Source organism: Pontiella desulfatans (assembly GCF_900890425.1).
Lineage (GTDB): Bacteria > Verrucomicrobiota > Kiritimatiellia > Kiritimatiellales > Pontiellaceae > Pontiella > Pontiella desulfatans.
In genome coordinates this window covers 134,445-159,942 of the sequence record NZ_CAAHFG010000003.1, presented here as the reverse complement: position 1 = coordinate 159,942, position 25,498 = coordinate 134,445, and the positions used below count along the sequence as shown (strand labels likewise).

Here is a 25,498-nt window from a genome sequence, read left to right as displayed (position 1 = left end):
CAATGAAACAGTGGATGATTAAACTTTCGGCAATATTCGCCCTGGCCCTTGTGTCGGGATGCGCAACCTCGTTCCAAGCCAACCGGCTCGAACCCGTTTCGGGCTATCCCAGCGTCCGGAACAAAAAAACGGTGTATATCAACCTGGCCTTCAGCGGCAAGGTCAATGGCGAGCCGTGGACTAAGCTCGACCAGGAAAACCAGGCCTACCTCCGGGACCGCTGCATCGACCATCTGGAAGACAGCGGCATGTTTTCGCTCGTCTCCGACGACCTGAAAACAACCGATCTCCAACTCTACGTCGCCATCATCGACGATAAAACGACCAGCACGGCAAAACAAACCCTGTCCGCCCTGACGCTCTTCCTCATCCCCTACACCGAGACCGACCAGTTCCGCATGATGGCGGTGGTCAAGGACACCTTCACCGGCAAGGAAACCAAGATCTCGCTCAAGGATGGCGTCAACCACCGGCAGGCGTTGCTGCTCGCCCCCCTCGCCCCCTTCAAACCGTCCAAGGACGCCCTCGAGGAATGCACCGATCGCATGCTCCAAAACCTCTGCCTCGAAATCCACCGCTCCGGCTTCGTGAAATAGCCCGCCGGAACACCCTGTTTGCTCTTGAAAACCTGAAGGAAAGGCGTATATCCCCGCTATGGTCTTTTAAGGAAGGGAGCAGCCTTGAATTCGACACTGGAGAGCCCGGATCCAAAGACCGTCGAGCACATCACGCGCTTACTCGGTTCGCAAAAGCATCGGAAAGACGATACGGCGGAAGACGACGGCGACGGCGGAGGGTCTGAAGTTTCCATGCAGGAATTGGCCGGCTATTTCCAGGTCGATGCCGACGGGGATTATATTGGGTCCATGTACATCAATGAAGACGGGACGACCCGATATCTTTATGATAATGGCTACAGCCACTACACGGGCACATATACGCTCAGCGGAAGTTCCTTTAGCAGCACGATTTTTGCCGGAACATCCGAGGAGATCCGCATTAGCGGAACGGTGCATGATGGTGGAGGAACGATTAAAGGAAACTATAGCGGCCCCGACGGATCAGGAAGCTTTGTTGCCACACGGATTAGCAAAGGAGGCTATTAACAACCTCCCGGAACTCTTTACTACTCGTACCTCAAGGCGTCGATGGGGTTTAGGACGGCGGCCTTGCGGGCGGGCCAGATGCCGAAGAGGACGCCGATGAGCGCGGAGAAGCCGAAGGCCATGTAGATGGATTCGTGCGTGAAGAGCACCGTCATGGGGGTGAAGCGCTGCGTGAGGTAGCCCGCGCACCAACCCAGCGCAATGCCCAGGCAGCCCCCGAAGAAGCTGATGACCAGCGCCTCGATGAGGAATTGCGACATGATATCGCTCCCGCGTGCGCCGAGCGCCTTGCGCAGGCCGATCTCGCGCGTGCGCTCCGTCACCGACACCAGCATGATGTTCATGATGCCGATGCCGCCGACGATCAGCGCGATCGAGGCGATGCTGGAGAGCAGCATCGACAAGATGGTGCTGGTTTCGGTCATGGTGTCCTGGATTTCGGCGAGGTTGCGGATTTCGAAGGGGTTCGCGGCCGTGCCGGTGCGGTGCCGCTGGGCAACCAACGCCAGGATATCGGTCTGGGCGCGTTCCATGTTTTGGGCTTCGTCGATCTGGATTTCCACCCGGTCGAGATATTGTTTGCCGAACAGCCTGCGCATGGCTGTGGATAGAGGCACGAAGGCGGTGTCGTCGTAGTCGCGGAACCCGCTGCTGCCTTTTTCCGGCAGGACGCCGATCACGGTGAAGGTTTGGCGGTTGATCTTGACCTGCTTGCCGATTGGGTTGTCCGTTCCGAAGAGTTCCCGCACCGGGGTCACACCGAGCACGGCAACGCGGGCGCGGCTGTGGACTTCCTCGTCGGTGAAGAAGCGGCCGAGCTGCGGTTCGTAGGAACGCATGGCTTCGTAGTCGGGATCGACGCCCTGCACCCGGCAGCTCCAGTTTTGGTTGCCGGCCTTCAGCTGGGCGTTGCCATCGCACGTGGGGCTAATCCGGATGACATGCTCGACCTCTTTGCGGATGGCACTGACATCGGCCGTGGTGAGCCGCGAGTCGCTCCCGCCCTGGCCCTGGCTCACCCCGCCGCGCGAGCGGCGCTGCGGATAGAGCATCAGCAGGTTGGAGCCGAGGCGGCTCATCGATTCCTCCACGGCGGCCTTGGCGCCGTTGCCGACCGCCACGGTGGCGATGACGGCGGCGACGCCGATCATGATGCCAAGCGCGGAGAGCGCCGTGCGCACCTTGTTGGCGGCGAGCGAGCGGATCGATTGTTTCACCAGGGTGATGCCTTCAAGCAACGTATGCCCGAAACCGGCGTGCGCTTCCTTGGTTTGCTCGACCTTGCCAACGCGCGGCACTTCGGGCGAATCGGGGTTCTGGAAGTCGGCGAGGATCTTGCCATCCTTGATTTCGATGATGCGCTGGGCATGGTTGGCCACGTTGGCATCGTGCGTGACGAGGATGATGGTGAGGCCCTGCGCGTGCAGCTCGCTCATGACCTCCATGATTTCCTTGGCGCTCTTGGAGTCGAGGTTGCCGGTGGGTTCGTCGGCGAAGATGATGGAGGGGTTGTTGACCAGCGCACGGGCAATGGCGACGCGCTGCTGCTGGCCGCCGGAGAGTTCGTTGGGATGGTGGCTGATGCGGTCGCCGAGCCCGACGAGATCGAGCATCTTGTTGGCGGCATCGGATTTTTTGCCGTTGCGGGCATAGATCAGGGGCAGGCCGACGTTTTCGAGGGCACTGGTGCGCTTGAGCAGGTTGAACTGCTGGAAGACGAAGCCCATGATCCGGTTGCGGAAGGCCGCCAGCTCGTTCTCGGAAAATTTGGTGACATCGGTTCCATCGATCTCAAAGGTGCCGGCGTCGGGCACATCCAACAGGCCGAGAATATGCATCAGGGTCGATTTTCCGGAACCGGACGCGCCGATGATGGCGACATATTCGCCCTGCTCGACCGTGAGTGAGACCCCGTCGAGCGCACGCACCTCGACCGAGCCCATCTGGTAGGTCTTCCGCAGATTTTCGATCTTGATCATTAGCGGCGACCTCCGCCACCACCACCACCGCTACGCCCGCCCATGGAGGGCAGGAAGGGGTTGGAGGATCCGCCGGACTTGGCAGACCCCAGGCTGATCTTGCGGATGAGCACTTCATCGCCCTCTTCAAGGCCTTCGAGGATTTCGGTGTAGATGCCGTCGGTCATGCCGGTCTTCACAACGAGTTCATTCGGCTGGTCGGGGTTGCCGGAATCGACCAGCACATACGAAACCATGTTGCTACCGCCCTTGCTGCTTTTACCTCCCCGGCCGCCGGGACGCCCGCCGCCCGCAGCCATCTGGGCGAGACGCTCCTTGATCTCGGCATCGGACATGCCGCGCTCCTTCATGCGCTGGGTGAAAAACTGCTTCTTTTGTTCTTCGGACATGTTCGACATGTCGGGGCGGCCTCCGCCACCTCCACCGTTGCCCCCGGATGCGGCTGCGGGAGCACTTCCTCCATCTTCGGTCTTCTTGCCGCCACTGCGCTGCTGAACGGCGGAGGCGGGAACGACGAGAGCGCCTTCCTTTTCCTCGATGACGAATTCGAGGTTGGCCGTCATGCCGCTGCGCATGTAGGGCGGCACACGGGAGGGCCGCACATCCACTTCGTACATGGTGACGTTGCTGATGGTCTTGGCGTCGTAGGCGATCTTTTCAACTTCGCCTTCGAACTCGCGCTCGGGATAGGCTTCGAGCGTAACGCCCACGCCCTGCTCGTTCTTCACCTGCCCGATGTCGGTTTCATCGAGGTTGGCCACCACGATCAGGTCGTCGGCGATCACAACGACGGCATCGTTGGCGCTGATGGACTGCCCCGGCTCGAAGTTGCGCGCAATGATGGTTCCCTTCAGCGGGGAGACGAGCGGCGAGGGTTTATAGAGGTCCTGCCAATATTCGAGTTCCTCCTTGCTGGTGGCGAGTGCGGCGTCGAGCAAGGTGGCGCGCTCGGTCGAGCTGACCCAGCCGAGGATCTGGCCCTTGGTCACCTTGTCGCCTTCATCGACGAGCAATTCCTCCAGGCGCCCGGCGATGGGCGGCTTGACGTCCAACCGGTTGCGCGGCTCCACCTCGCCGGTCGATTCCACCGTTGTGCGCAGGTCGCGCAGCTCCACCTTGGCGCGGTCGTAGGTGGGTTTCGACGCTTCCGCCTTTTTTGTTTTGGACTTGAACCAATAGAAGCCGACTGCGGCCAGCACCAAAATCACCACTATCCATTTAATCGATTTTTTCATATCATTCGCCTTGTTCTGTATACCACTCGCTCCACCCCAGTGCATTCTTCCACTGCGCCTGCTGGATCTCGGATGACCGGCGGCGCTGGAGGTGCGTTTTGCCCTGGCTAATCAAATTGCTTTCGATGAGATCCCAGTCCTCGTAGGAGAGCAAACCCTGCTTGTATTTGGCCGTCGAGATTTCGGCGCGCAGCTGCTCGGCATCGAACAGCTCCTGCTGGACGGCCTCGCTTTCGATGGCGTCGGCATAGCCGTTCCACCGCTGTTGCAGGGTGGCCATGAGCGTGTTGGCCGTATCCATCAGATCCATTTCCGATTGGATGATGTTTTCCTTGGCGGCGGCCACCTGGCTGTTGAGGCGGTTGCCGGTATAGAGCGGCATGGAGGCGCTGAGCCCGACGTTCCAAGAGCCCTTGTAGACATCGTAGGTTCCGCTGCTGAGTCCGGCGGAGGCATCGAAGCTGACCGATGGGAACCGGCCGCTGCGGGTCACCTTCATCCCCTGTTTGGCGGCTTCGATCTGGGTTGTGGCAATGCTGTAGTTCGGGGTCTGCTTCATCAGCGGCTCCAGATCGGCCAGCGCCTCGGGGGCATCCGCCCGGAGGTCGCCTTCGGCGCCGGGGGCAGGTTCCATGATCCCCATGGCGGCGGCGAGGTTGCGCAGGGCATAGGTGAGCGAACGCTCGGCCTCGCGCACTTCGTAGCCCGCCTGGGAAAGCTGCGCCTTGCTGCGCGCCAATGAGCCGGCGTTTTCGCGGCCCCCGTCGAACCGCAGCTGGATCAGGCGAACGTTGTTGTGGCGGCGCTCCTCGATCTTTTTCGTCAGCTCGACCAAGTCCTGCGCATAGAGCACATCGATGTAGGCCAGCCGGGTCCGCAACTCCACGTCCGAAAGGGTTTTGCGGTATTGCTGGTTGCCGATCTCCAGTTGGGCGAGCGCGCGCCGGCGGCCGGCGATGTTCCCGCCGCCGCTGAACAAATCCTGGCTCAGGGTCAAGCGCCCGCTGGCGCTCTTGTTTTCTTTCACCCCGGAGTCCGTCTCGGCCTCGCCATAGTCGATGCCGGCGCGGGCGCTGATTTGCGGAAGGAAGCCCGAGCTGGCCGAGGACACGCCAAACTCCAACTCGCGCACGGCGGCGCGCGCCGAAACCAGGTCGGGGTTGTAGGCCTTGGTTTTTTCGAGGCATTGTTCCCAGCTGAGGAACGCGTTCGTCTGCGCGGATGCAAAGCCGGCCGACACAAGGATCAGTGCAATCAATCTCTTCTTCATTGAATCTCCGTGGAAAACAACAAAACCGCTAGCTGGCCAGTATATTGTAAAGAAATATTTAAAATGTCTGTTTTAATTTACGGGAAATCAAATCAGCGCAGCGTGGCGCGGACGCGGAAAAACCGGTTGCTTTCCGTAGTCGAAACCGTCTGAACGGTTTGCGTCGACGTTGCCCCGAACCAACCGCCGCTGGCCGTCCAGGCTCCATGGCTTAGGCTGGAGCTATGCTCAAGCAGGTAGGAACGGTTCGTGGAACTGGAAAACACCAGGCTCGTCCCATTGGTGTATTCCATGATTCCGAGGAACGAGGTGCCGAGGTTTGGGTCGGTATCGGCCAGCCACTCCTCATAGTTCGAGAAGCCGTCCCCGTCCGGATCGTCCTCCGCATCCATCTCGCCATGCGTCGTTTCCCAATGGTCCGGCAGGCCGTCCATGTCGGTATCGTAGTCGGTGATGACCGATTTGATCCAATCCACGTAGTCATGCACCATGGCGAACCGGTTGTCGCTATCGGACGGGCGGTAGAGCGTGATCCCTGTCACCTTCCAGACACCATCGGCTTCTATAAACACAGGGCTTCCCGAATCGCCGGTATTGCAACCCGCTTCGTACAAGGTGTCATTGGTATTGAAGGTCGCCCGGAAACAGGTGGTCGTCGCATACGCATAGGGAACACCGATCGCGACGACAACCCCGGCTTCATCCACCCCCCGGTTGGTTCCCCAGCGCCTGGTTCCCTTTCCTCCACCTGAGTTTGTGAAGGAGGTTTGCTCAACAATGCCTGTCGTTCCATAGCCCACCATCAACAGCTCATCGTAGACCTTCGTCTTGTTCCGCCCCGATCCCGTTTCCTGGTAGATTTCGCCCTCATGAAGGGGATAGTAGAAGGGGAAAGGCTTGTCGTAGCGAACCAACGCCAGATCGGCCTGGTCCGGGGGGTATATCCGCTCCTGTTCCGTGTAGAGTTCGCCGCCAATGGTCAGGTTGACGGGACTCCCCGGATGCGCCGCAACGTGGGCGGCCGTGAGCAGCCAATAGTGGTCGATGGCAACGGACGAGGAGGAGCGGTAGTTGTGGACGCCATCCCAATCCAGGGAATACCCAACGTTTGTCGGGGCGCTTTCCGCAACGGTATAATTCGCCACGGCGATGGCCGAAGCCAGCCTTGCCAAGGCCAACGCAGCAACAACCACAACCCAAGCCTTCTTGTTCTTTTCCATAAAGCGGGAGCCTTCCATAAAATAGTATATTTTACTAGCATGATTCCTTCCAAGTGCTGGAAGTTTGCGGAGCAGGTGTGCTAGTTTCCCCCGCTATGAGCAAAGACCAAATCTATAATGAATCGATGGCGAAGATTGCCGATTTCAGCTTCGACGCGCAGGTAGCGGACGTTTTCACCGATATGATCGAGCGCTCGGTGCCGGGCTACCGCTCCATCATCACCATGATCGAAACGCTGACGCAGCACTATGCCCAGCCCGGCAGCACCCTCTACGACCTCGGCTGTTCGCTCGGCGCGGCGACCCTCTCGATGGCACGCGGGTTGAAGGCCGAAAACTGCCGTATTATTGCGGTCGACAACTCGGCGGCGATGGTTGAGCGTTGCCGGACGGCGGTGGGGCGCAAGCACACTTGCGCAAGTGTGCGTGTCGTTGAAGGGGATATACTTACAACGGAAATCAGCAATGCCTCCGTCGTGGTGCTCAACTTTACACTCCAGTTTATCCCCCCTAAGGAACGGGCTCCTTTGCTGCAACGGATCTGCGACGGCATGCGGCCGGGTGGCGTATTGATCCTCTCTGAAAAGGTGGTTTTCGAGGATGATCATCTCAATGGCCTGCTGTTCGATATCCACCACGATTTCAAGCGCGCGCACGGCTATTCCGACCTCGAGATCAGCCAAAAGCGCTCCGCGCTCGAAAACGTGCTCGTTCCCGAAACCATCCCGAGCCACCGCGACCGCCTGCTCTCCGCCGGCTTCACCTCGGTCGATGTCTGGTTCCAGTGCTTCAACTTCATGTCCATGCTCGCCGTCAAATAAGAATAGAACCACCAAGACACGAAGAACTCAAAGAAGCATCATCCGTTTGTGCCTAACCTTTGTGCCCTTCGTGTCTTTGTGGTTAAAATCCGTCTCCATATGAAAATCGACTACACCCCATTCTATAAAATGCTGAAAGGCACCGACCTCGAACCGTGGATCGGGTTGCTGCCCGAGCGTATTGCCCATGGCCTGCGCTACGAGCGCCACGGCAAGCTGCCCGAATGGGAGGAGGCCCTGGCCAAGCTTCCCGATGTAGAAGCGACGACCTCGTCGCTTTCCCCGCACACGCAACGCGACGAGGGCGTTGCGCCTACGATCGAACTCCGCAACGAAGTGCGCGTGGACGGGAAACCGATCGATGGCCTGGAAGACCTGCTCAAGCAGTTTCACCCGTGGCGCAAAGGGCCGTACCACGTTCACGGTGTCCATATCGACACCGAATGGCGCTCGGACTGGAAGTGGGACCGCGTCCGGCCGCACCTTCAGCCTCTCGAAGGCCGGACGATCCTGGATGTCGGCTGCGGCAACGGCTACCACTGCTGGCGCATGGCCGGCGAAGGTGCCAAGCTCGTCGTTGGAGTCGATCCCTCCCCCCTGTTCATTTGCCAGTTTTTTGCGATGAAGCATTTCCTCGGCGATCCGCGGGCCTGGGTGCTGCCGCTCGGTATCGAGGATGTGCCCGAAACGCCCGGCGCGTTCGACACCGTCTTTTCGATGGGCGTGCTCTATCACCGCAAATCGCCGGTTGAGCATATCGAGCAGCTGAAATCCTTTTTAAAGCCCGGTGGCGAGCTCGTGATCGAGACGCTGGTGGCGGACGGCCCGGAGGGCTATTCGCTGATCCCGCATGGCCGCTACGCCAAGATGCGTAACGTCTGGTTCATTCCTTCCGTCCCAACGCTCGAACTCTGGATGAAGCGCTGCGGGCTCAAAGACATTTGCACGGTCGATGTCAACACCACCTCGCTCGAAGAGCAACGAGCCACCGACTGGATGACCTTCGAATCGCTCCCCGACTATCTCGACCCATCCGATCCCGCCCAGACCGTTGAAGGCTACCCCGCCCCCAAGCGCGCGGTGGTGGTTGCAAAGGTTTAGCAATCCACCAGCGCAGCTGGAGGGTTCTTAAAGGAGGGAGTACATACATTTTCTTTTTCCGTGTATTCCGTGTATTCCGTGGTTATTTATTAGCCATGAATCTCTCGAAGTTTGGTGAAAAGTTTACGCGCAAGGCGGGCATTACGGAGCTGATGGACGACCTTGGCTCGGCCATGGCAAAGGGCGACATGCTGATGCTCGGCGGCGGGAACCCGGCGCATATTCCGGAAGTGCAGCTCCACTTCCGCAACCGCATGGAGCAAATCCTCGCCGAGCCGCGCGGCTTTGAAGCGATGATCGGCAACTACGACGGCACCCGCGGGAACGAGGCGTTCATCGAGGCGCTGGCCGCGCTGCTGCGCGAGACCTTCGGTTGGGACATCACGGCAAAAAACATTGCCCTGACCAATGGGGCCCAGAGCGGCCTGTTCTATCTTTTCAATATGTTTGCCGGCGAGATGCCGGACGGGTCGAAAAAGAAAATCATGTTCCCGCTGACGCCGGAATACATCGGCTATGCCGACGCGGGATTGACCGATGGTTTTTTCATTGCGCGCCACCCGAGCATCGAGCTGCTGGATGATGGGCTGTTCAAATACCATATCGATTTCGACTCGCTCGACGTTGGCGACGATGTGGGTGCCATCTGCGTGTCGCGCCCCACCAACCCGACGGGCAACGTGCTGACGAATGCGGAGATTCTGGAACTGGATGCGATTGCCGGGGAAAAAGGTATTCCGCTGATCATCGACGGCGCCTACGGCACGCCGTTTCCCAACATTATCTACACGGAAGCCAAACCCATTTGGAGCCCCAATACCGTTTTAACCATGAGCCTCTCGAAACTCGGCCTGCCCAACCTGCGCACGGGCATCGTGATTGCCCGCGAAGAGATTGCCACAGCCATTGGCGAGATCAACGGCGTGATGCACCTCGCCCCCGGAGGACTCGGCTCCAAGCTGGCCTTCGAAATGGTGCGTAGTGGCGAGATCATGCAGATCAGCAAAGAGATCGTTCAACCGTTCTACAGGCGTAAGGCGCTCCAGACGCTGGAGTGGTTCCGCGAGGAGCTGGGGGATCTGCCGTGCCGCATCCACAAACCGGAGGGCGCCCTCTTCCTATGGCTGTGGTTCCCGGAACTGCCCTGCACCAGCAAGGAACTCTACGAACGGCTCAAACGGCGCAAGACGCTGATCGTCCCCGGAAACTATTTCTTCCCGGGGCTGGAGCACGAATATTGGCAGCACAAGCACGAGTGCATCCGGGTCACCTACGCCCAGGACGACGCCGTTGTCCACGAGGGGGTGAAAATCATCGCCGACGAAGTGCGGAAGCTTTATTCGTGATGCGTATTGCGTACGGCGTATTGCGTATTGCACACTATCCTCAAAGAAAAATGCCCTCCAAGTACGTAGTAGGGAATACGCAGTACGCAATAAGGACTATTTATGAGAACCATACTTTTCACGGCCGTGGCCATTACCGTGGGTTTAGCTTTTGCGGACGATGTCGTGTTGCGCGGCGGCGCGAAGATCCAGGCCCCCGTGCTGAAAGAGGCCGACGACTCCACCGTGCTGGATCTGGGCTTCGATGTCCTGCGCGTGCCGAAATCCGAAATCCTGGCAACCTACGCAGATTCGGCGGTCGAAGGCACCGTTCCTGCCGATACCAACTCGCTCTATTCGGTGCAGGTGCCCGAACGGATTTCAACCGCCGAGGCCGCGGAGCTCTACGCGCCCGCCGTGGTGCTGGTGAAGACCGCCGGGGGCCTCGGCTCCGGTTTTTTCATCAACAAGGCGGGATATCTCATCACCAACTTCCACGTGATCGCCGGGGAAAAAAAGATTTCCGTGACCCAGTTCCTACAGGAAAGCAAAATCCTGCGCCGCGTGGTGCACAAGGACGTGGAGATTGTTGCCACCGCCCCCTTCCACGACCTCGCCATCCTCAAGCTAACCGATTTCGACACCGAAATCACCCCGGTCATTTTTTCGCCGGAAGAGAACCTGAGCGTGGGCGAGACCGTGTTCGCCATCGGCAACCCGCTCGGGCTTGAGCGCACCGTGACCGAAGGCGTGCTCAGCCAGACCCACCGCAACTTTGGCGGCATCCTCTATTTGCAGATCGATGCCCCCGTCAACCCCGGCAACTCCGGCGGCCCGCTCTTCAATGCGCGCGGACAGGTGATCGGCGTCATCAACATGGGCGTGCCCACGATGGAGGGGCTCAACTTCGCCATCCCGGCGCGGCACCCGAAATATATCCTCGACCAGATCGACGCGTTCGCCTACGACGCCACCAACCCCGAGTCCGGCTTTGTCTATCCCGACCCGCCGCGCCGACCCGGAAAATTTTCCTCGGAACAAACCGACTAGGGCCACTGTGCTGCAGAGATTCAACATGACTATTGATAACAGGACTATTTCTCGTGGATCGGGAAATCGTCCTGTTATCAATAGTCCTGTAAAATCGATCGGTCGAGTGGTTGCGGTCTTTGCACTTATGCTCGGATTGAAGGTGGAGGCGCTGGAGCGGACTGATTTGCTTCCGCCGGCCAAAAAGCATGTGCGGATCACCCAGGCGGAAACACTCTGGAAAGAATTCTCGGCGGCTTATGGCGACCGCCTGCGCGCCGATGAAAAGGTGCAGGATTTCGTGGAGGCCTTCGAAGGGAAGGTGAAGAAAAAAATTGCCGAGGGGAAACTCAAGCTGGAAATCCGGCAGCTGTTCGAAATACTGAAGTTGCTCAAGGGCGAGATTGCGCTGGTCTACGACGACGAACAAGGTTCCGCGCTCACGATCAACCGCATGTTCCTGGCGGCCACCGCGACGGACGAGGAGTTTGGGCGGATCGTCGAACGTACCGATTGGCTGCAGGGTCAAACCGACGAAGCCTTCCGCAAACGCGAAATGTTCCAAGGCACGGAGATCATCCACGACATCATGCGGGGCGGCTCGACAAACGAGATGAACTGCTGGTTGGCCTGCACCCATGGCACCCTGTTGCTCGGCAGTGAACGCGAGTGGGTCGAACAAAGCATGGTCCGGCTCAAGAACGAAACGATAACCGAACCGGAAGGCAGCAAGATCAGTTGCCGCTTCCCCCTTGGTCAATGGACGCGGAACGATTTGGCGCAAAAAGCGCCCGACGAACGCGCCAAAAGCGAATCGATCTGGGATGCCCTTGGCATCATGGGCATCGAGCACTACCTGCTCGACATCGAAATGAAGGAGGGCGATCTGGTTCTCGATGGCACCCTTGCCCTTTCGGAACAAGGCAAGGGGCTGTTCGCGCTGCTCGACACCACTCCGGAGGATTTTTCGGACGACCGGATCGTGCCGGAGCACGCCACTTCGTTTTCGTATGGGAAGATCGACCTGCCGGCACTCTGGGAAAAAATTCCTGAAATCCTCGGCGGCATGCCACGGAAGGATAGCGTTGCATTGACGGGCTTGTTTGCTTTCTTCGAGCAGCAGAGCGGACTGAGCATCGAGCACGACCTGATGGCGCAACTCGGAGAACGCTTCACGCTCCATTCCGAATCAATCAGCACCAACCAGCCCATGCTGGTTTCGCTCGAACTGAAGGATGGAAAGGTCCTGGAAGCGTCCCTGAACAAGCTGCTGGCCTCGCCTTTCGCGAAGGCATGGGCGCACCATATCGAAACAACGGACTTCCGCGACCGCACGATCTATTTCAAAAAGAACAAGAAGAACCCCGCCACCGAGGCCTTCGCCCTGTGCGTCTGCGAGGACTACCTCTTTTTCGGCAACACCTCGGAAATCCTCCGCAACGCCATTTTGCGGCATGGGAGAACGGCCACCCCATCGGCCTTGCGTGAGACCGCCCGTGCCCTTGCCCCGGAAAACTCCTTCGGCTATGGCGGAATGAACCACCGCAAGGCCCCCGCCCTGATCTATATCAAAATGAGCGATTCAAGCTTCAGCGCCGGCGTTGGATTCACATCGAATCCGGAAGGAAAGAAAGAGGAGCTCGGCGAAAACGAAATCTCGCTCCGGCATCTGGCAACCTTCCTCCAAAACACCTACCACTATGCGGAGGCCGTTCCCGGCGGCATCCATCACCGCCTCGTAATCGAACATACCGAAAAGCAAGGAGCACCGTAATGCCGTCCAAAACCCTCTCCATTTTCCTACTGGCCGCCCTCCCGTTGGCGGCGCTACCGATGGAACGCACCGAGTTGCTTCCGCCCGAGGCGCAGACCTATGTCCGCGTTTCCAACACGACCAACTTCTGGTCCATGCTCAAGAAATCGTCGATCGGCAAACTGTGGCAGGACCAGCAGTTCCAAGACTTCATGGGCAACCCCGATGCCGACACCTGGCAGGAGTTTATCTTCGACGGCGAAAAGGATGCCGAGGACGAAGTGTTCCTCGAACAACTCAAGATGCTCAACGGCGAAATCATCCTCGCCTTCGACCTCAATAGTGAAGACCCCTACATCATTGCCATGATGGGCAAGGAGGAGTTCGAGAAAAGCCTGGTGCTCGACGACCAGGTGCGCGATGTGATGAAGGAACCGTTCGACATCGTCAGAAGCAGCTTCCAGGACGTGGAGATCGTCCAGCACGTCGAAAAGCCGGGGACGGGGAACGAATCGTTCTCCTGGCAGGCGCACGTGGGCAGCACGTTTGTGATGGGCCATACCCGCGAGTGGGTCGAGCAATGCATCGTCCGGCTCCGCAAGGACGAGGTGGTGGAACCCTCCGGAAACCCCGTCCTGAACATCAACCTGCCGCTGGCCAGGATGATCGAGGATTCCATTACAGAAGGGCAGCCCGGCGTTAGCGAACGCGCCATGTTCGAGGCGCTCGGGCTTTTGGACATCGAAAATTTTTCCTCGACGATCGAATTGCGGAACGACCGGCTCGTGGCCGACAACATCCTGCGCATCGGCGCCATGGGCAAAGGATTGTTCACCATCCTCGACGTGCAACCCTCCGAGCTGCCGACCGTCACCTTCATTCCGGAAGACATTGCGTCCATCGAGGTTGGCCGCTTCAATCTGCTGGGCCTCTGGCAGGAAATCCCCAACGTACTGGCCTCGGCGGATCCCGCCATGAAACCGCAGTTCGATATGCTGCTGGCCATGATCCAGCAACAGGCCGGCATCAACCTCGAGCAGGATCTGCTCGCGCACCTCGGCAAGAAATTTGTCTCCTTCGCCACGGTGGAAGGCGAAAAAAGCGACTCTGTTGTCGCCGTCGACCTGGTGGACGGCGCGGCCTTCAAGAAGGGGCTCGAAACCGCACTGGCCGCCCCGGCCATGCAACCCTATGTTTCCGTTGGGCTTGAAATCGACGACTTCCTCGACCACACCATCTACACGCTGAAGGAGAGCGACCCCGCCGAGGCCATGGGCATCTCGATTGCCGGCGACTACCTGCTCTACGGAACCCCCGGCGGCCTGCGCCAGGTGATCCGCAGCGTCACCAGCGATGCCGCCGCCAACCAGGCCTTCGAGCGCACCGAACTGGTTAAGGGCCTGCGCGAACATGTTCCCCCGCGGGCCTTCGCCTACAGCGCCATCGACTGGAAAAAGAGCATGGATGTGATCCTCGAGGAAATCGCGCAACCCGGATACGTCTCCATGATCCGGCAACGCTGGGCCATGAGCGGCTCCGCCCTGCCCCCGCCGGACTTCGACAAGCTTCCGCCCGCCGACCATATCGCCTCGTACTTCAACGTCTCCTACCAATACGTCGAGGCCAGCGTCCATGGCCTGCACCAAAAGATCATTCTCAAATACTAGTGAACCACGAATCCCGAACAAGGAATATGGAATGTTGAAGTTCGCCACCCTTCTATCCCTCGCAGCCATCGCCTCCGGAGCATTGGCCGAAGCCCCCCAACGCGACTTTGGTTTCCAGCCGCTGGAGATCTACAAGTTCAAGAACGGCACCTCGCGGCTGGTCGTGACCGACATCAACAACGACGGCCTCGACGACATCCTGTTCGCCAACAACCATGTCTCCCGGCTCGAAATCCTGATGCGCAAGCCGAACGGCGAAGCCCTCGAAGACCTGCCGGAGCTGGAGGACCGCTTCGAGGACAAGGGGATGATTGTCGACCAAGGGCTCAAGGCCGTCCGCGTGAACGACCTCAACGGCGACGGGCTGAAGGATATCATCACCTTCGGCACCGCCATCGGCCTCCAGCTTCGCTACCAACAGGCCGACGGCTCGTTCGCGGAGCCCGAACGCATCTTCATCAAGGACTTGGCCGAGGTCAGCACCATCCAGATTGGCGACCTCAACGGGGACGGAAAACGCGATATCCTGGTCTGCCGCCGCGACAAGGCCGACCTCCATTGGAATACCGACGCCACCCCCTTCGTGGAAAAGAAGACCCTTACCTTCGCGGCCGATAAAAGCTTCTTCGGCGACATTGCCGACATCAACAACGACGGCATCCCCGACCTCGCCTTCCATTTCAACAGCACGCGCAATCCGCTGAAAATCCGCTATGGAAAAGGCGGAGGCCTTTACGGCATCGAGCAACCGCTCGACCTGCCGCCCCGGCACTACATGGATATCCTTCAGGCCGAGGGCGTTGCCCCGCAAATCGGCATGGTGCTGCGCAACCGGCTCGCGGTCCGCACCTATGGCTTCACCGTGAAAGAGCAGCCCGCCCTGCTCGACGCCCAGGAATACTCCCCGGGGCGCATCGGCCTGGAGGGCACCAGTAAAAAAGCATCCCCCGCCTGGCTGGCCGACGACTTCAACAACGACGGCTATGGCGACCTGCTCGTCGCCGCCCCCGAGCTCAGCCGCCTGCACCTCTATGCCGGCACCGACGACGGACTCGATCCCGAGCCGAAGCGCATCGACACCCTTTCCGAAGTGGTACGCCTTTCCCGCCTCGAAAACGGCGACATCGTGGTCGTCAGCAAAAAGGAAAAGATCGCCGCCGTCCACTCCGGCAGCAATCTGGAGCGCTTCCCCTCCATCCTGAAGACCCCCGGCCATGTCCTGGCCGGATGCAACAACTGGTTCGTCTGCAAGAACGACGACAGGGAACTACAGCTCGTGAAAATGGAGGGCGACCTCGTCTCCATCTATCCGCTCGACATGAAGAACGACCCCGCCGACCTGCTGGCCTTCCAGCTGCCGGAAGGCAAAACCGGGCTCATTTTCTTCATGGCCTACGACACCCCCAAAATGAAGCTCTTCGCCAAGGAAACGCTGGAGGACATCACCAGCGAATCGTTCCGCGCCCTGACCCAGAAGCTCGAACTCTCCAACATCCGGCTCGGCGCCCCCGGCGATGGTTCGTCCCTCGTCGTTTCGCAGGGCGCCATTGCCCGCCGCTTCGAATGGAAAGGCGACCGCTACGAAGCCACGCGCCAGTTCAACCCCGAAAACCCGCGCGGCGAACTGATTGCCTCCTGCAACTACGACTTGCGCGACGGCTCCTCCGGCACCCTGCTCTACGACCGCAACTCCGGCGACCTCGTCCGGTTCGCCGCCGATGGCGATGCCTGGGGCAAGATCCACATCCCCGATGCCGACCAAACCATCTTCGACCTCATCCAGCTCCCCAACCGGGAACGCGACATGGTTGTGCTGCTCGACCGAACCGGACTGAACACCGTCACCGGAAACGGCATGCAACTGGACGTGGTCTCGACCGGCGAGCATGTTTCACCCTCCGAGAATGCCTTGCTCGCCTATGCCAAGCTCGTCAAGCTGGCCAGTCCGCCCCGGCCGATGGTCGCCCTCGTCGACCCCTCCAACCGCGCCATCGAAATCCTGAGCCAGAAAGACAACGAACTGAAACAGGAACTCGCCTTCGAAATCTTCCTCACCTCCGACTTCGCCACCATGGGCAACGCCCGGGGCACCGAGCCCCACGACATCGAATCCGGCGATCTCAACGGCGACAACATCGGCGACCTCGTCGTCCTCGCCCACGACAAGCTCCTGATCTATCTGGGGGAATAACCCTAAATATAATAAAGAATTGCGTTTTATAGATACTGGGGTTTGTTAACATGGGGCAAATGTGCATACGTTCTTTAATTAGAGGATAAGCTATTATGAAAAAGGAGTTCTTTATTATTCACCCCAAGCGATATGTAAGCTTGGCAGAAAGGATTTCTGATTACCTCGGAGAGAATTCTTTTTCTAAAACAATCCTGTGCAAAGAATTTGAGAAGCACCCTATTCCTGAAACGGAAGGACGGTGCTTTATCTGCATTGGGGATGGAAAAGAAAACCCACTTTCGCATACGTATATTCGCGAGAAGATCCAGGAGGGTGAGTGCGCTGAAACAGAAGATGGAGTCTTTGTACTTTCCCAATACCCGTATGCCGTCATTTTTGGGGAATCGGATTGGGGCAAAGTGGCAGAACAATTTAAAGACAACCTCGCCAACTGTGCAAAAGCTCTCGGTGAAACTAAATCCAAACTCCTGAAGAAAAATGAAAGTGAAGGTATCAATACGGTCGGAGAAGGTGTTGATAAAGCAATTGATATGGCAAAAAATGTTTCGAAGGCGACTTTTAAAGCTGGCGGCAAACTCTACATGCATGCACTTAAGGTCAACACTGGCGCAGTGCTTATGACAGAGAAGGCAAAAATAAAGAAAGAACTTACTGGAAAAGGTGTGGATGCGTTCCTTTCCGACGTTGCCCCTTCTTGGCTCCAGAAGTAGCCTGAATTATGTACAAAATCGGCTCCTATAACCTACAGAATTTTTCGCCACCCAATGAACAGGATGAAAACTGCAAGAATATGCGCAAAGCAAAGCATTTTATCCGGATCATGGAAGAGGAGAAATTCGACATTTTAGCCCTTCAGGAAGTGTTTAAAAAAGACAGCGTTGAGTATTTGGTTAAGGAGCTGAACAAAAAGATGGGCAATACCTATTCGGGAGTTCATTCCAAGGATTTTTTGGATTTCAAACCCAAGTGCATGAGAGGTGATAAAGAATACGAAGAATATGCGTTTATCTGGAATTCCAGAAGGATCTATCTGATTCCACCCCAAACAGAAATGGATGTTGTTCAAAACAAAAAAACGCAAGAATTGCCCCAAAAGTACTATCGGGAAATTTATCAAAAATTGAATTCTCCGTGGGAAGGGTTCCTCCAAAAACTCGCTGAACTTATTGACGAGGCCATCCGAAAGATAACCAAAAAAGACGTAGCAAACGAGGCGCTGATAAAGACTCTGAAAACATGGGTTAGTCTAAAGCGACCACCTCTTATATGCGGATTCAGGCCTACTGCAAACCTCTGGTGGGAACTCCGCATTATCAATACTCACATCAGGTTTGGGGGTAGAAATGAAAAAACGAAAACGCGAGTCCCAAAAAAAATCGCCATAAAACTACGCATTGAGGAATACAAATTCTTAACGGGTTCCATTCATACCCTTGTCAACACCCTTCGTTTTGGCGACTATCGCTCTGTCCGAACACTCATCGCTGGCGATTATAACCTAACCGAAGAAGACCTTGCCGGAGTTACCCCTGACTCTGATCGAGAATACATGAAAAACTGTGAAAACCACCGGGTTGAAACGGTTCAGAACATGAAATCGACGCTGAAAAAAATAACGTATTTTGATGAACGTCCTCGGCCTACCTCTGATGATGAGTTTTACAGCGAAAACTACGACCATTTTTCATTTAACCAAAATTGGGCCTCATCACTGAAAAACCCTGGACGCATCGAATGCTTTTCAGGACTGGAAAAGTTTAAGGAATATCATGAAGAGTGCTCGGACCACGTTCCAATCATTGCTGAGCTGTCGCTCTAAAGGGAAATAGAAAATGAGTATCGAGATAGCAAAAGAAGAAAAACAGAAAGCCGCATTTGCCCTGAACCTCTGTACGGTGTCTGTTTCACAGATAGTGGATTATCAAGACATCAATATTCTCAAGCAGGAATACGATGCAATCTTAAATAATTTGAATCTTCGGGAAATCGTCAAGGATGAGGCCCTTCTTTCTGCCATTACGTCCATCATGGATGTCATCACCTTCTACCTGATGCAGGAGGGCGATAAGGCCATGGCGGAGAAGGAGTATCAGCACCGGATGAAAAATGCCATTTGGGATTCGATGTCCGGGATGGGGATGATGGTTGCAGGAAGCCCTGCAACTATGGCAATCGGATTGGCGACACAGGCGGGAATCGGCTATATCAACTACCGTCGTTCCAAAGCCAAAACCAACTTGGATTATGAAAAACAGCAATGGCAGCTGCAGCGCTCCGCCATCGAACAGCTCAATGGTCTGCGCAGAAGCCTTTTCGAAACTGCTTGGCGACTTTCAGACACCTATGATTTTCCGGATGAGTGGCGTTTAACGGAAAAACAAATTTCTCAATACAATAAAATCCTGATGGATCCCGATCCGCATCGCCAATTTGAACGGTTGGATGTCTTAAACGATACGTTTAAGGCATTTCCAACTTTCTGGTATTACAAGGCTCGTTGTGCTCTGGAATCCGCAGAAAAGTATAAGAACATAAACCGTGAAGAATTATGTGGTGCATTTAAACAAAAGGCTCTGGATGCACTCAATGAATATGACAATGCCTATTTCCCATTAATGAGGGAGGATGTAATTGCAGCTTCTGCCGCCCTTGATAAATTCTCGCTTCTTGACCCGGAAAACGATGTTGATGAAATGGTGACTCTTTTGGAACGTGCACAGAAAGCTGGACAGTCTGAGTTGGATGTTCTTCAGATGTGCGCAGTGAATTACATCGCGATATGCAAGCCGAAGCCTGCTGTTAAGATTCTACGCAACTTGGTCAATGAGCAATACAACATCCCTCTCAATGCAAAATTGCTGAGTCGTCTCTATACAGAGTTGGATGATCGCATTGAGTACGATCTCTTATCCGACCGGGTAAATCCTGAATACATTCTGCCTTGGGCAAAAACCCTCGAAGATTCAGAAAAGGAACTATTAGCATTTTCAAAAGACCAGGTTGCGAAACTGGCGGATCCCGTTTTGAAAAAATGTGTAGCCTCTGTTACCCAGGCTCTGGGAGCCGATTTCCTGCGAGAGCTTGGTGATTGGGAGCGAACATTCCCTGATGAAAAACTTTCATGGAAAGAAAAAGTAGTCAATGCGGAAGAATTCAACCAATGGTCATTTAGAGTGCAGGAGTCCTTCAATGCATTTTTCAACGACTTAACAGCAAACCCTGAGTATCGTGCCATATTCCCGAACGTAAAAATTCTGGCAGAAAAGCTTCAGGATTTAGCTCATAATTTAGATTCTGTTCTTGAGGGTTTTGAAGCAGCATTGTCTGCCTTTCAGAACAAAGGTGATGCAGTAAAAAAAGAGTCATCCCTTTTGAAATCACCTAAAACATCATTGATCAGCAAATATAAAAAAGCTGGTCGTGAACTCTCCCAACAAATCCGATTTGCCCTTGAGCAACTCTTTGACCTTTCTTCAGAAGCTCTTCTTTCTGCCGTAAAAGAAACTCTAGCTGGGGAAATAAATGAGGAGACCTTGGCGACACTAAAGGAAGCGCTTGATGAGAAGAATGTATCTGTTTCCGTTTCCTCAGTTGTGGCCGTAAAAACGGATGACGAACTTGCGGAGAACTCGGAGGTCGCCCGTGACTACTTCGGCTATAGGATTTTCAAGGAATAATAAGGAGTATTGATTGTGAGGAACCACACCGAGCTCCTGCCTCGAACGGTTGACGAAGGTGTCGCCGTGACGATGCTAAGGTCATCGGCCAAACAGAGAATTAAAACCGACGTCTTCGCCTACGACAAGCTTCTGCTTTGTCTTGGCGAATGACACCGTGGCGGCGGATTCCGATCCGCCGCAACCGTACGCGCTGGAACAGAGGAACGGAATCCACCGCCACGGCTTCTCTATTCCGGACGGAACTGCTAAAGGAGCACTTCAAATGACGATACAGGATTATAGTTCCCGCCCTTTACGAAGGTCACGCACATGCGTTTCTACATCCTCTATATCTGCGCGGGAACCGATAAAGGGATTGTCGGCTTTGTAGACCGTTATTCCAACACGGTCGATATGGTCAATGAGCTCTGTGCTTTTAATCGTCTCGTATTGGAGAACATCGAACTTGTAAGGCATGAAAGTCTCTTCGTTGAGAAGGTAGGAAATACGGGTGACCCCTTCAAACGTCAGCTCTGTCCCCTTTAGCGCCAAATCGACATCGCTCCCATTTTGGTGCGTCCCTTTTGCCCGACTACCGAAGACAACGGCTTGCTTGACCTCCGGGCACCGACCCAGCATTTCCCGGATGGCTTTCAAATCGTTTTCGCTGAGTCCGAGGTCATGCATCGTTAAGCTTCTTGAAGGTTTCATGAAGGTCGCGGATGATGGGGATGTATTTCCCTTCGATCAGTTTTTCGACTTTCTCCGCCGTTTCTTCATCATAGGTGTGTGCCGTCAGGTTACGGTCTTTGAGCAATTCCATCCATGCGTGCCCTTCCTGAAGCAAGCCGCTCTCAAAACCCTGCTTAATCGCTGCCCGGGGCGATTTGACGTCTGAAAAACCCTCCGCCTCGAAATAGTCCTTCATCATTTTCCAAGATAGCTCGAAGGTGGTTTCGAAAAACTGAATCATCCCCGCTCTTTGGTAGATGTCGGGAGACCGAACAGCCAATGCCCCTTCAAGTAGCTTCAGCGATTTTTCAAAGTTTTGAAACCGCTGCTTCCAACGAATATCCAAGTCGTCATCCATCATAGGCCCCTCCGATCAATCGGCCTATATGCATCCAAGCTTTTTTGCGCGGAGAATACAATCTCAAGCCGCCCCGAATTGCTCCAAATATGTTTAATCAACCGAAAGAAACCGCAAAAAAGCAATTGCCAAAATCCCCCCGGCAAGGATGATAGGACGCTGTTTTTCCAATTCATGGAACCGGGGAAAAAATATGACGCTACAAGACTTGATCGATATGAAGGCAGCGGCGCTGGAAAAAGCGCGAAATGCCGAAAACGCGGAGGCGCTCGAGGGCGTTCGCATTGAATACCTCGCCCGCAAGGGGCTGCTTCCAAAGGTGATGCAGGAACTCAAAAATGTTTCGCCGGAAGAAAAACCGATGTTCGGCAAGACCGTCAATGATTTCAAGAACGAGCTGGCGGAGCGGATCAAGACCAAGCAGGCGGAATTCGCCGCCAGCGGCACGTCCGCAGGGGCGGGCTTCGACCTGACCCAGCCCGGCCAGTGGCAGGGACTCGGCACCCGCCACCCGATCACGCAGATCACCGACCGCATCACCCGGATTTTCCAGACCCTCGGCTTCACCGTGGCCGACGGCCCGGACATTGAAACCGTCTGGAACAACTTCGATGCGCTCAACACCCCCGCCGACCATCCCTCGCGCGACGAGCAGGACACCTTCTATTTGAACAACGGCGACCTGATGCGCTGCCACACCTCGCCGGTGCAGGTGCGCTATATGATGGAGCACAAGCCGCCGGTACGGATCATTTCCCCCGGCCGCTGCTACCGCCGCGATACGCCGGACGCCACCCACAGCGCAAACTTCCACCAGGTGGAGGGCCTTTATGTGGACGAGAATGTTTCGCTGGCCGATCTCAAGGGCACGCTTTCCTACTTCGCCCGCGAGCTCATGGGGCCGAACGTGAAGATCCGCTTCCGCCCGCACTTCTTTCCGTTCACGGAACCGAGCGTCGAAGTCGACTTCACCTGCCACGTCTGCAACGGCAAGGGCTGCCGCGTCTGCAAGAACAGCGGATGGATCGAGATCCTCGGCGCGGGCATGGTCGACCCCAACGTCTTCCAGTCGGTGGGCTACGACAGCTCGAAAGTCACCGGCTTCGCATTCGGCATGGGCATCGAACGCATCACCATGATTTTGTATGGCATTCACGACATCCGGAACCTGTACGAAAACGATGTCCGGTTCCTTTCACAATTCTAGGAGAAGATCGATGGAAAACCTAAAGATCCACCGCGCGGAAACCCTGGGCGAAACCACGTTCGATTCGCCCCTTATCGATAAGCTGGTTCGCTTCTACGACGGAGAGGCCGTGGCATGCCACGACCGCACCAAGGAGCTTTCCAAACTCGAAAAAATCGAGGACATCGAATATTTCGAATTGGCCGGTCCGCGCAAGAAGGTTTTCTTCAACCCGAAGGATGTCACCGTCGGCATCGTCACCTGCGGCGGCCTCTGCCCGGGACTCAACGACGTGATCCGCGCCCTGACCTTCTGCAGCCTGGAAAGCTATGGCGTGAAACGCGTGCTGGGGTTCAAGTATGGCTACGAAGGTCTCGTGGCGAAGTACTACCACTATCCCGTCGAGCTAACCACCGACAACACCGACGAGATCCACGAAAAGGGCGGCACCATGCTCAAGTCGTCGCGTGGCCGGCAGGACGACGACGAAATCATCAACACGCTGATCCATTACGGTGTCGACATCCTCTTCACCATCGGCGGCGACGGAACCCAGCGCGGCTCGCGCGACATCGTCAACAAGCTCAAGGAACGCAACATTCCAATTTCCGTCGTCGGCATTCCCAAAACGATCGACAACGACATCAGCCTGATCCAGCGCTCGTTCGGCTTCGAAACCGCCGTTGAAGCCACCTGGGACATCATCACCAACGCCCACAACGAAGCGCGCGCCTACCGCAACGGCGTCGGTCTCGTTAAACTGATGGGCCGCGAATCGGGCTGGATCGCCGCATCGGCCGCACTGGCCAACAGCGCCGTCAACTTTTGCCTCGTCCCGGAAGTGGAGTTCGACCTCCACGGCCCCAAGGGCTTCCTGGAAGTCCTGGAAAAACGCCTGCGGCGCAAGGAGCATGCCGTGGTCGTCGTGGCAGAAGGCGCCGGCCAACACCTGTTCGACAAAGCCAAGGACGCCACCGACAAGTCCGGCAACAAACGCCTTCAGGACATCGGCGATTTGATGAATGAGGAAATCCATGCCCACTTCAAAAAGAAGGGCCTGGAGGTCAACGTCAAATATTTCGATCCGAGCTACAACATCCGCAGCCGCCGCGCCAACGCGAACGACTCCATGTATTGCCTGCGCCTCGGCAACAACGCCGTGCACGCGGCCATGGCCGGCTGCACCAACATGATTGTTGGCCTGCACCACGATCGCCTCGTGCACCTGCCCATCGAAATGATCGGCGCCCGAAAAACCATCGACCCGCAAAGCTGGTTCTGGCAAACCGTCATCCAGGCCACCCACCAACCGCACAGCATGGTGAATTGAGGCGTGAGATAACTTCCTCTCACGGCTCAATCGTCACGAATCACTATCTGCAACTAATATCCCGGAAAGCATCGGGGATTTTTTCGATGAGGTCGGTGGCGATGAGGGAGGCCTGCGCCTTTTCGGCGGCGGCGAGGTCGCCCGCACGGCCATGGAGCCACACCCCGGCGCATGCGGCTTCGAACGGTGCGATCCCCTGGGCAACGAGTCCTGCAATGATTCCGGCGAGAACATCGCCGGAACCACCGGCAGCCATGCCGGGATTGCCGGTTAGGTTGATTGCAATTGGCTGGCCGGGGGTTGCAACGAGCGTCCCCGCCCCTTTGAGCACAATGGTTGCGCCGAGCTTGTCGGCGGCCATCCGGGCCATGCCGAAACGGTCTTCCTGAACATCGTCCACCTTCAGGCCAAACAGCGCGGCGAACTCGCCGGGGTGCGGCGTGAGGACGACGGGACACTTGGCACTCTTGATGGAATCGACATGATCGGCGAGCACGGTGATGGCATCGGCATCGAGTACGACCGGAACCGCGGAATCCTCCAGCAGGTGCAACACTTGTTCCCGCGTGGTTGCGGAGCGCCCCATGCCGCAACCGGCCATGATGGCCGTCCATTTGCCTTCGGGCATGCTCGAATGCACCATCACCTCGGGAATGGCGGGAGCGACCAGCGCATGGATGGCTTCGGGCACAAAGGCCGAGACGAGTCCGGCGCCGGAGCGGGTGGCGGCCCGGCTGGCCATGGCAATGGCTCCGCTGTAGCCTTTTGATCCCCCGATGCAAAGCACGTGGCCGAATGCCCCCTTGTGCGCATCGCGCGGGCGGCGCGGAAACAGCGGGGAGAGGTCGGAGGGATGGATGAATTCCAGATCGGCATCGCCAACCGCCTCATCGATGAAGGCGGGTGGAATGCCGATATCGACCACTTCAACCTGGCCGACCATGTCGATGTTTTCGGGTTCGGCCAGCCCGATCTTGGGGAGTCCCATCGTGACGGTCAGGTCGGCCCGTATGGCCATGGCGGACGGAATGTCGATGGCAACGACCAAGGCGCGGTCGGCCTGGGCATCGATGAATTGAACGGCATCGGCAATGACGCCGCGCGGATCCCCGGCGGCGCCGGTTCCCAGCAGTCCATCCACGATGATTTCGGCGTCGATGCCGCTTTCGGCCACATAGGTCCAATGCTCGGACGTATCGAGCACCTCGAACGGGACGCCCGCCTTTTTCATCTTCTTGAAATGGATCAGTGCATCGCCCTTGATTTTGCTTTCGGGCGCGGCCAGCCAGCATTCGACCGGCCATCCGTCCTCGTGCAAGCAACAGGCGGCAACAAAGGCATCGCCGCCGTTGTTGCCGGCGCCGGCAACAAACAGGACGGGCGAATCGGTAAGCTGATGGTTGGATGCCAGCGTACGGATGGCATCGGCCAATCCTTCACCGGCCGTGAACATCAGCTCTTCGCCGGGAATACCGGATTCGATGGTTCGGCGGTCGAGCTCCCGCATTTCTTCTGGCGTGATGAGTTTCATGA

21 protein-coding genes are annotated in these 25,498 nt (G+C 56.8%); 14 read left to right on the top strand and 7 right to left on the bottom strand.

Features of this window, described 5'->3' with window-relative positions; all coding sequences use genetic code 11:
• Window positions 1-2 precede the first annotated feature (2 nt).
• The gene (locus E9954_RS21765) at window positions 3-596 is read left to right on the top strand and encodes a hypothetical protein (RefSeq protein ID WP_136081401.1); all 594 of its coding nucleotides are present in this window, start codon (window positions 3-5) and stop codon (window positions 594-596) included.
• Between the two features lie 84 nt (window positions 597-680).
• Window positions 681-1,106, top strand: a complete 426-nt coding sequence (locus E9954_RS21760) for a hypothetical protein (protein WP_136081400.1) — start codon at window positions 681-683, stop codon at window positions 1,104-1,106.
• Between the two features lie 20 nt (window positions 1,107-1,126).
• Here E9954_RS21760 and E9954_RS21755 read toward each other — a convergent pair whose 3' ends face one another.
• From E9954_RS21755 to E9954_RS21740, 4 genes are all read right to left on the bottom strand, one after another.
• Complete coding sequence (locus tag E9954_RS21755; protein WP_136081399.1) at window positions 1,127-3,085, bottom strand: ABC transporter permease; 1,959 nt, start codon at window positions 3,083-3,085, stop codon at window positions 1,127-1,129.
• Window positions 3,085-4,320 carry an efflux RND transporter periplasmic adaptor subunit gene (locus tag E9954_RS21750; protein ID WP_168442491.1) on the bottom strand — a complete coding sequence of 412 codons (1,236 nt, stop codon included), beginning with the start codon at window positions 4,318-4,320 and terminating at the stop codon, window positions 3,085-3,087. The genes E9954_RS21755 and E9954_RS21750 overlap by 1 nt, the downstream gene beginning before the upstream one ends.
• Window position 4,321: 1 nt before the next feature.
• Window positions 4,322-5,590 carry a TolC family protein gene (locus tag E9954_RS21745; RefSeq protein WP_136081397.1) on the bottom strand — a complete coding sequence of 423 codons (1,269 nt, stop codon included), beginning with the start codon at window positions 5,588-5,590 and terminating at the stop codon, window positions 4,322-4,324.
• A gap of 92 nt (window positions 5,591-5,682) precedes the next feature.
• Complete coding sequence (locus E9954_RS21740; protein WP_168442490.1) at window positions 5,683-6,810, bottom strand: trypsin-like serine protease; 1,128 nt, start codon at window positions 6,808-6,810, stop codon at window positions 5,683-5,685.
• Between the two features lie 95 nt (window positions 6,811-6,905).
• Here E9954_RS21740 and cmoA point away from each other — a divergent pair, with 95 nt between their 5' ends.
• From cmoA to E9954_RS21690, 10 genes are all read left to right on the top strand, one after another.
• Window positions 6,906-7,631 carry a carboxy-S-adenosyl-L-methionine synthase CmoA gene (gene cmoA, locus E9954_RS21735; protein ID WP_136081395.1) on the top strand — a complete coding sequence of 242 codons (726 nt, stop codon included), beginning with the start codon at window positions 6,906-6,908 and terminating at the stop codon, window positions 7,629-7,631.
• A gap of 99 nt (window positions 7,632-7,730) precedes the next feature.
• Window positions 7,731-8,732: a tRNA 5-methoxyuridine(34)/uridine 5-oxyacetic acid(34) synthase CmoB gene (gene cmoB / locus E9954_RS21730; protein WP_136081394.1), complete on the top strand. Its 1,002-nt coding sequence runs from the start codon at window positions 7,731-7,733 to the stop codon at window positions 8,730-8,732.
• Window positions 8,733-8,827: 95 nt separating this feature from the next.
• On the top strand, window positions 8,828-10,078 hold the full coding sequence (locus tag E9954_RS21725; protein ID WP_136081393.1) for a valine--pyruvate transaminase: 1,251 nt from the start codon (window positions 8,828-8,830) through the stop codon (window positions 10,076-10,078).
• Window positions 10,079-10,180: 102 nt separating this feature from the next.
• Entirely contained in the window at window positions 10,181-11,107 is a 927-nt protein-coding gene (locus E9954_RS21720) for a S1C family serine protease (protein ID WP_136081392.1), read from the top strand.
• A gap of 127 nt (window positions 11,108-11,234) precedes the next feature.
• The gene (locus tag E9954_RS21715) at window positions 11,235-12,860 is read left to right on the top strand and encodes a hypothetical protein (RefSeq protein ID WP_136081391.1); all 1,626 of its coding nucleotides are present in this window, start codon (window positions 11,235-11,237) and stop codon (window positions 12,858-12,860) included.
• Window positions 12,860-14,506 (top strand): hypothetical protein, encoded by a 1,647-nt coding sequence (locus E9954_RS21710; protein ID WP_136081390.1) that lies wholly within the window; start codon window positions 12,860-12,862, stop codon window positions 14,504-14,506. Before E9954_RS21715 ends, E9954_RS21710 begins: the two co-directional genes overlap by 1 nt.
• Window positions 14,507-14,537: 31 nt before the next feature.
• Entirely contained in the window at window positions 14,538-16,697 is a 2,160-nt protein-coding gene (locus tag E9954_RS21705) for an FG-GAP repeat domain-containing protein (RefSeq protein ID WP_168442489.1), read from the top strand.
• A gap of 95 nt (window positions 16,698-16,792) precedes the next feature.
• Window positions 16,793-17,410 carry a hypothetical protein gene (locus E9954_RS21700; RefSeq protein WP_136081388.1) on the top strand — a complete coding sequence of 206 codons (618 nt, stop codon included), beginning with the start codon at window positions 16,793-16,795 and terminating at the stop codon, window positions 17,408-17,410.
• 8 nt (window positions 17,411-17,418) lie between these two features.
• Window positions 17,419-18,519, top strand: coding sequence for an exonuclease/endonuclease/phosphatase family protein (locus E9954_RS21695; RefSeq protein WP_136081387.1), 1,101 nt, complete (start codon window positions 17,419-17,421; stop codon window positions 18,517-18,519).
• Window positions 18,520-18,532: 13 nt separating this feature from the next.
• Window positions 18,533-20,377, top strand: a complete 1,845-nt coding sequence (locus tag E9954_RS21690; RefSeq protein WP_136081386.1) for a hypothetical protein — start codon at window positions 18,533-18,535, stop codon at window positions 20,375-20,377.
• Between the two features lie 279 nt (window positions 20,378-20,656).
• Here E9954_RS21690 and E9954_RS21685 read toward each other — a convergent pair whose 3' ends face one another.
• Window positions 20,657-21,046, bottom strand: a complete 390-nt coding sequence (locus E9954_RS21685) for a nucleotidyltransferase domain-containing protein (protein WP_222847274.1) — start codon at window positions 21,044-21,046, stop codon at window positions 20,657-20,659.
• On the bottom strand, window positions 21,039-21,452 hold the full coding sequence (locus E9954_RS21680; RefSeq protein WP_222847273.1) for a nucleotidyltransferase substrate binding protein: 414 nt from the start codon (window positions 21,450-21,452) through the stop codon (window positions 21,039-21,041). Before E9954_RS21680 ends, E9954_RS21685 begins: the two co-directional genes overlap by 8 nt.
• A 190-nt stretch (window positions 21,453-21,642) precedes the next feature.
• Between E9954_RS21680 and pheS the strand changes: the two genes are divergently transcribed.
• Window positions 21,643-22,656 carry a phenylalanine--tRNA ligase subunit alpha gene (gene pheS, locus E9954_RS21675; RefSeq protein WP_136081385.1) on the top strand — a complete coding sequence of 338 codons (1,014 nt, stop codon included), beginning with the start codon at window positions 21,643-21,645 and terminating at the stop codon, window positions 22,654-22,656.
• Between the two features lie 10 nt (window positions 22,657-22,666).
• Window positions 22,667-23,965 (top strand): ATP-dependent 6-phosphofructokinase, encoded by a 1,299-nt coding sequence (locus E9954_RS21670; RefSeq protein ID WP_136081384.1) that lies wholly within the window; start codon window positions 22,667-22,669, stop codon window positions 23,963-23,965.
• Between the two features lie 43 nt (window positions 23,966-24,008).
• Here E9954_RS21670 and E9954_RS21665 read toward each other — a convergent pair whose 3' ends face one another.
• Window positions 24,009-25,496, bottom strand: coding sequence for an NAD(P)H-hydrate dehydratase (locus E9954_RS21665; RefSeq protein ID WP_136081383.1), 1,488 nt, complete (start codon window positions 25,494-25,496; stop codon window positions 24,009-24,011).
• Between the last annotated feature and the right edge of the window lie 2 nt (window positions 25,497-25,498).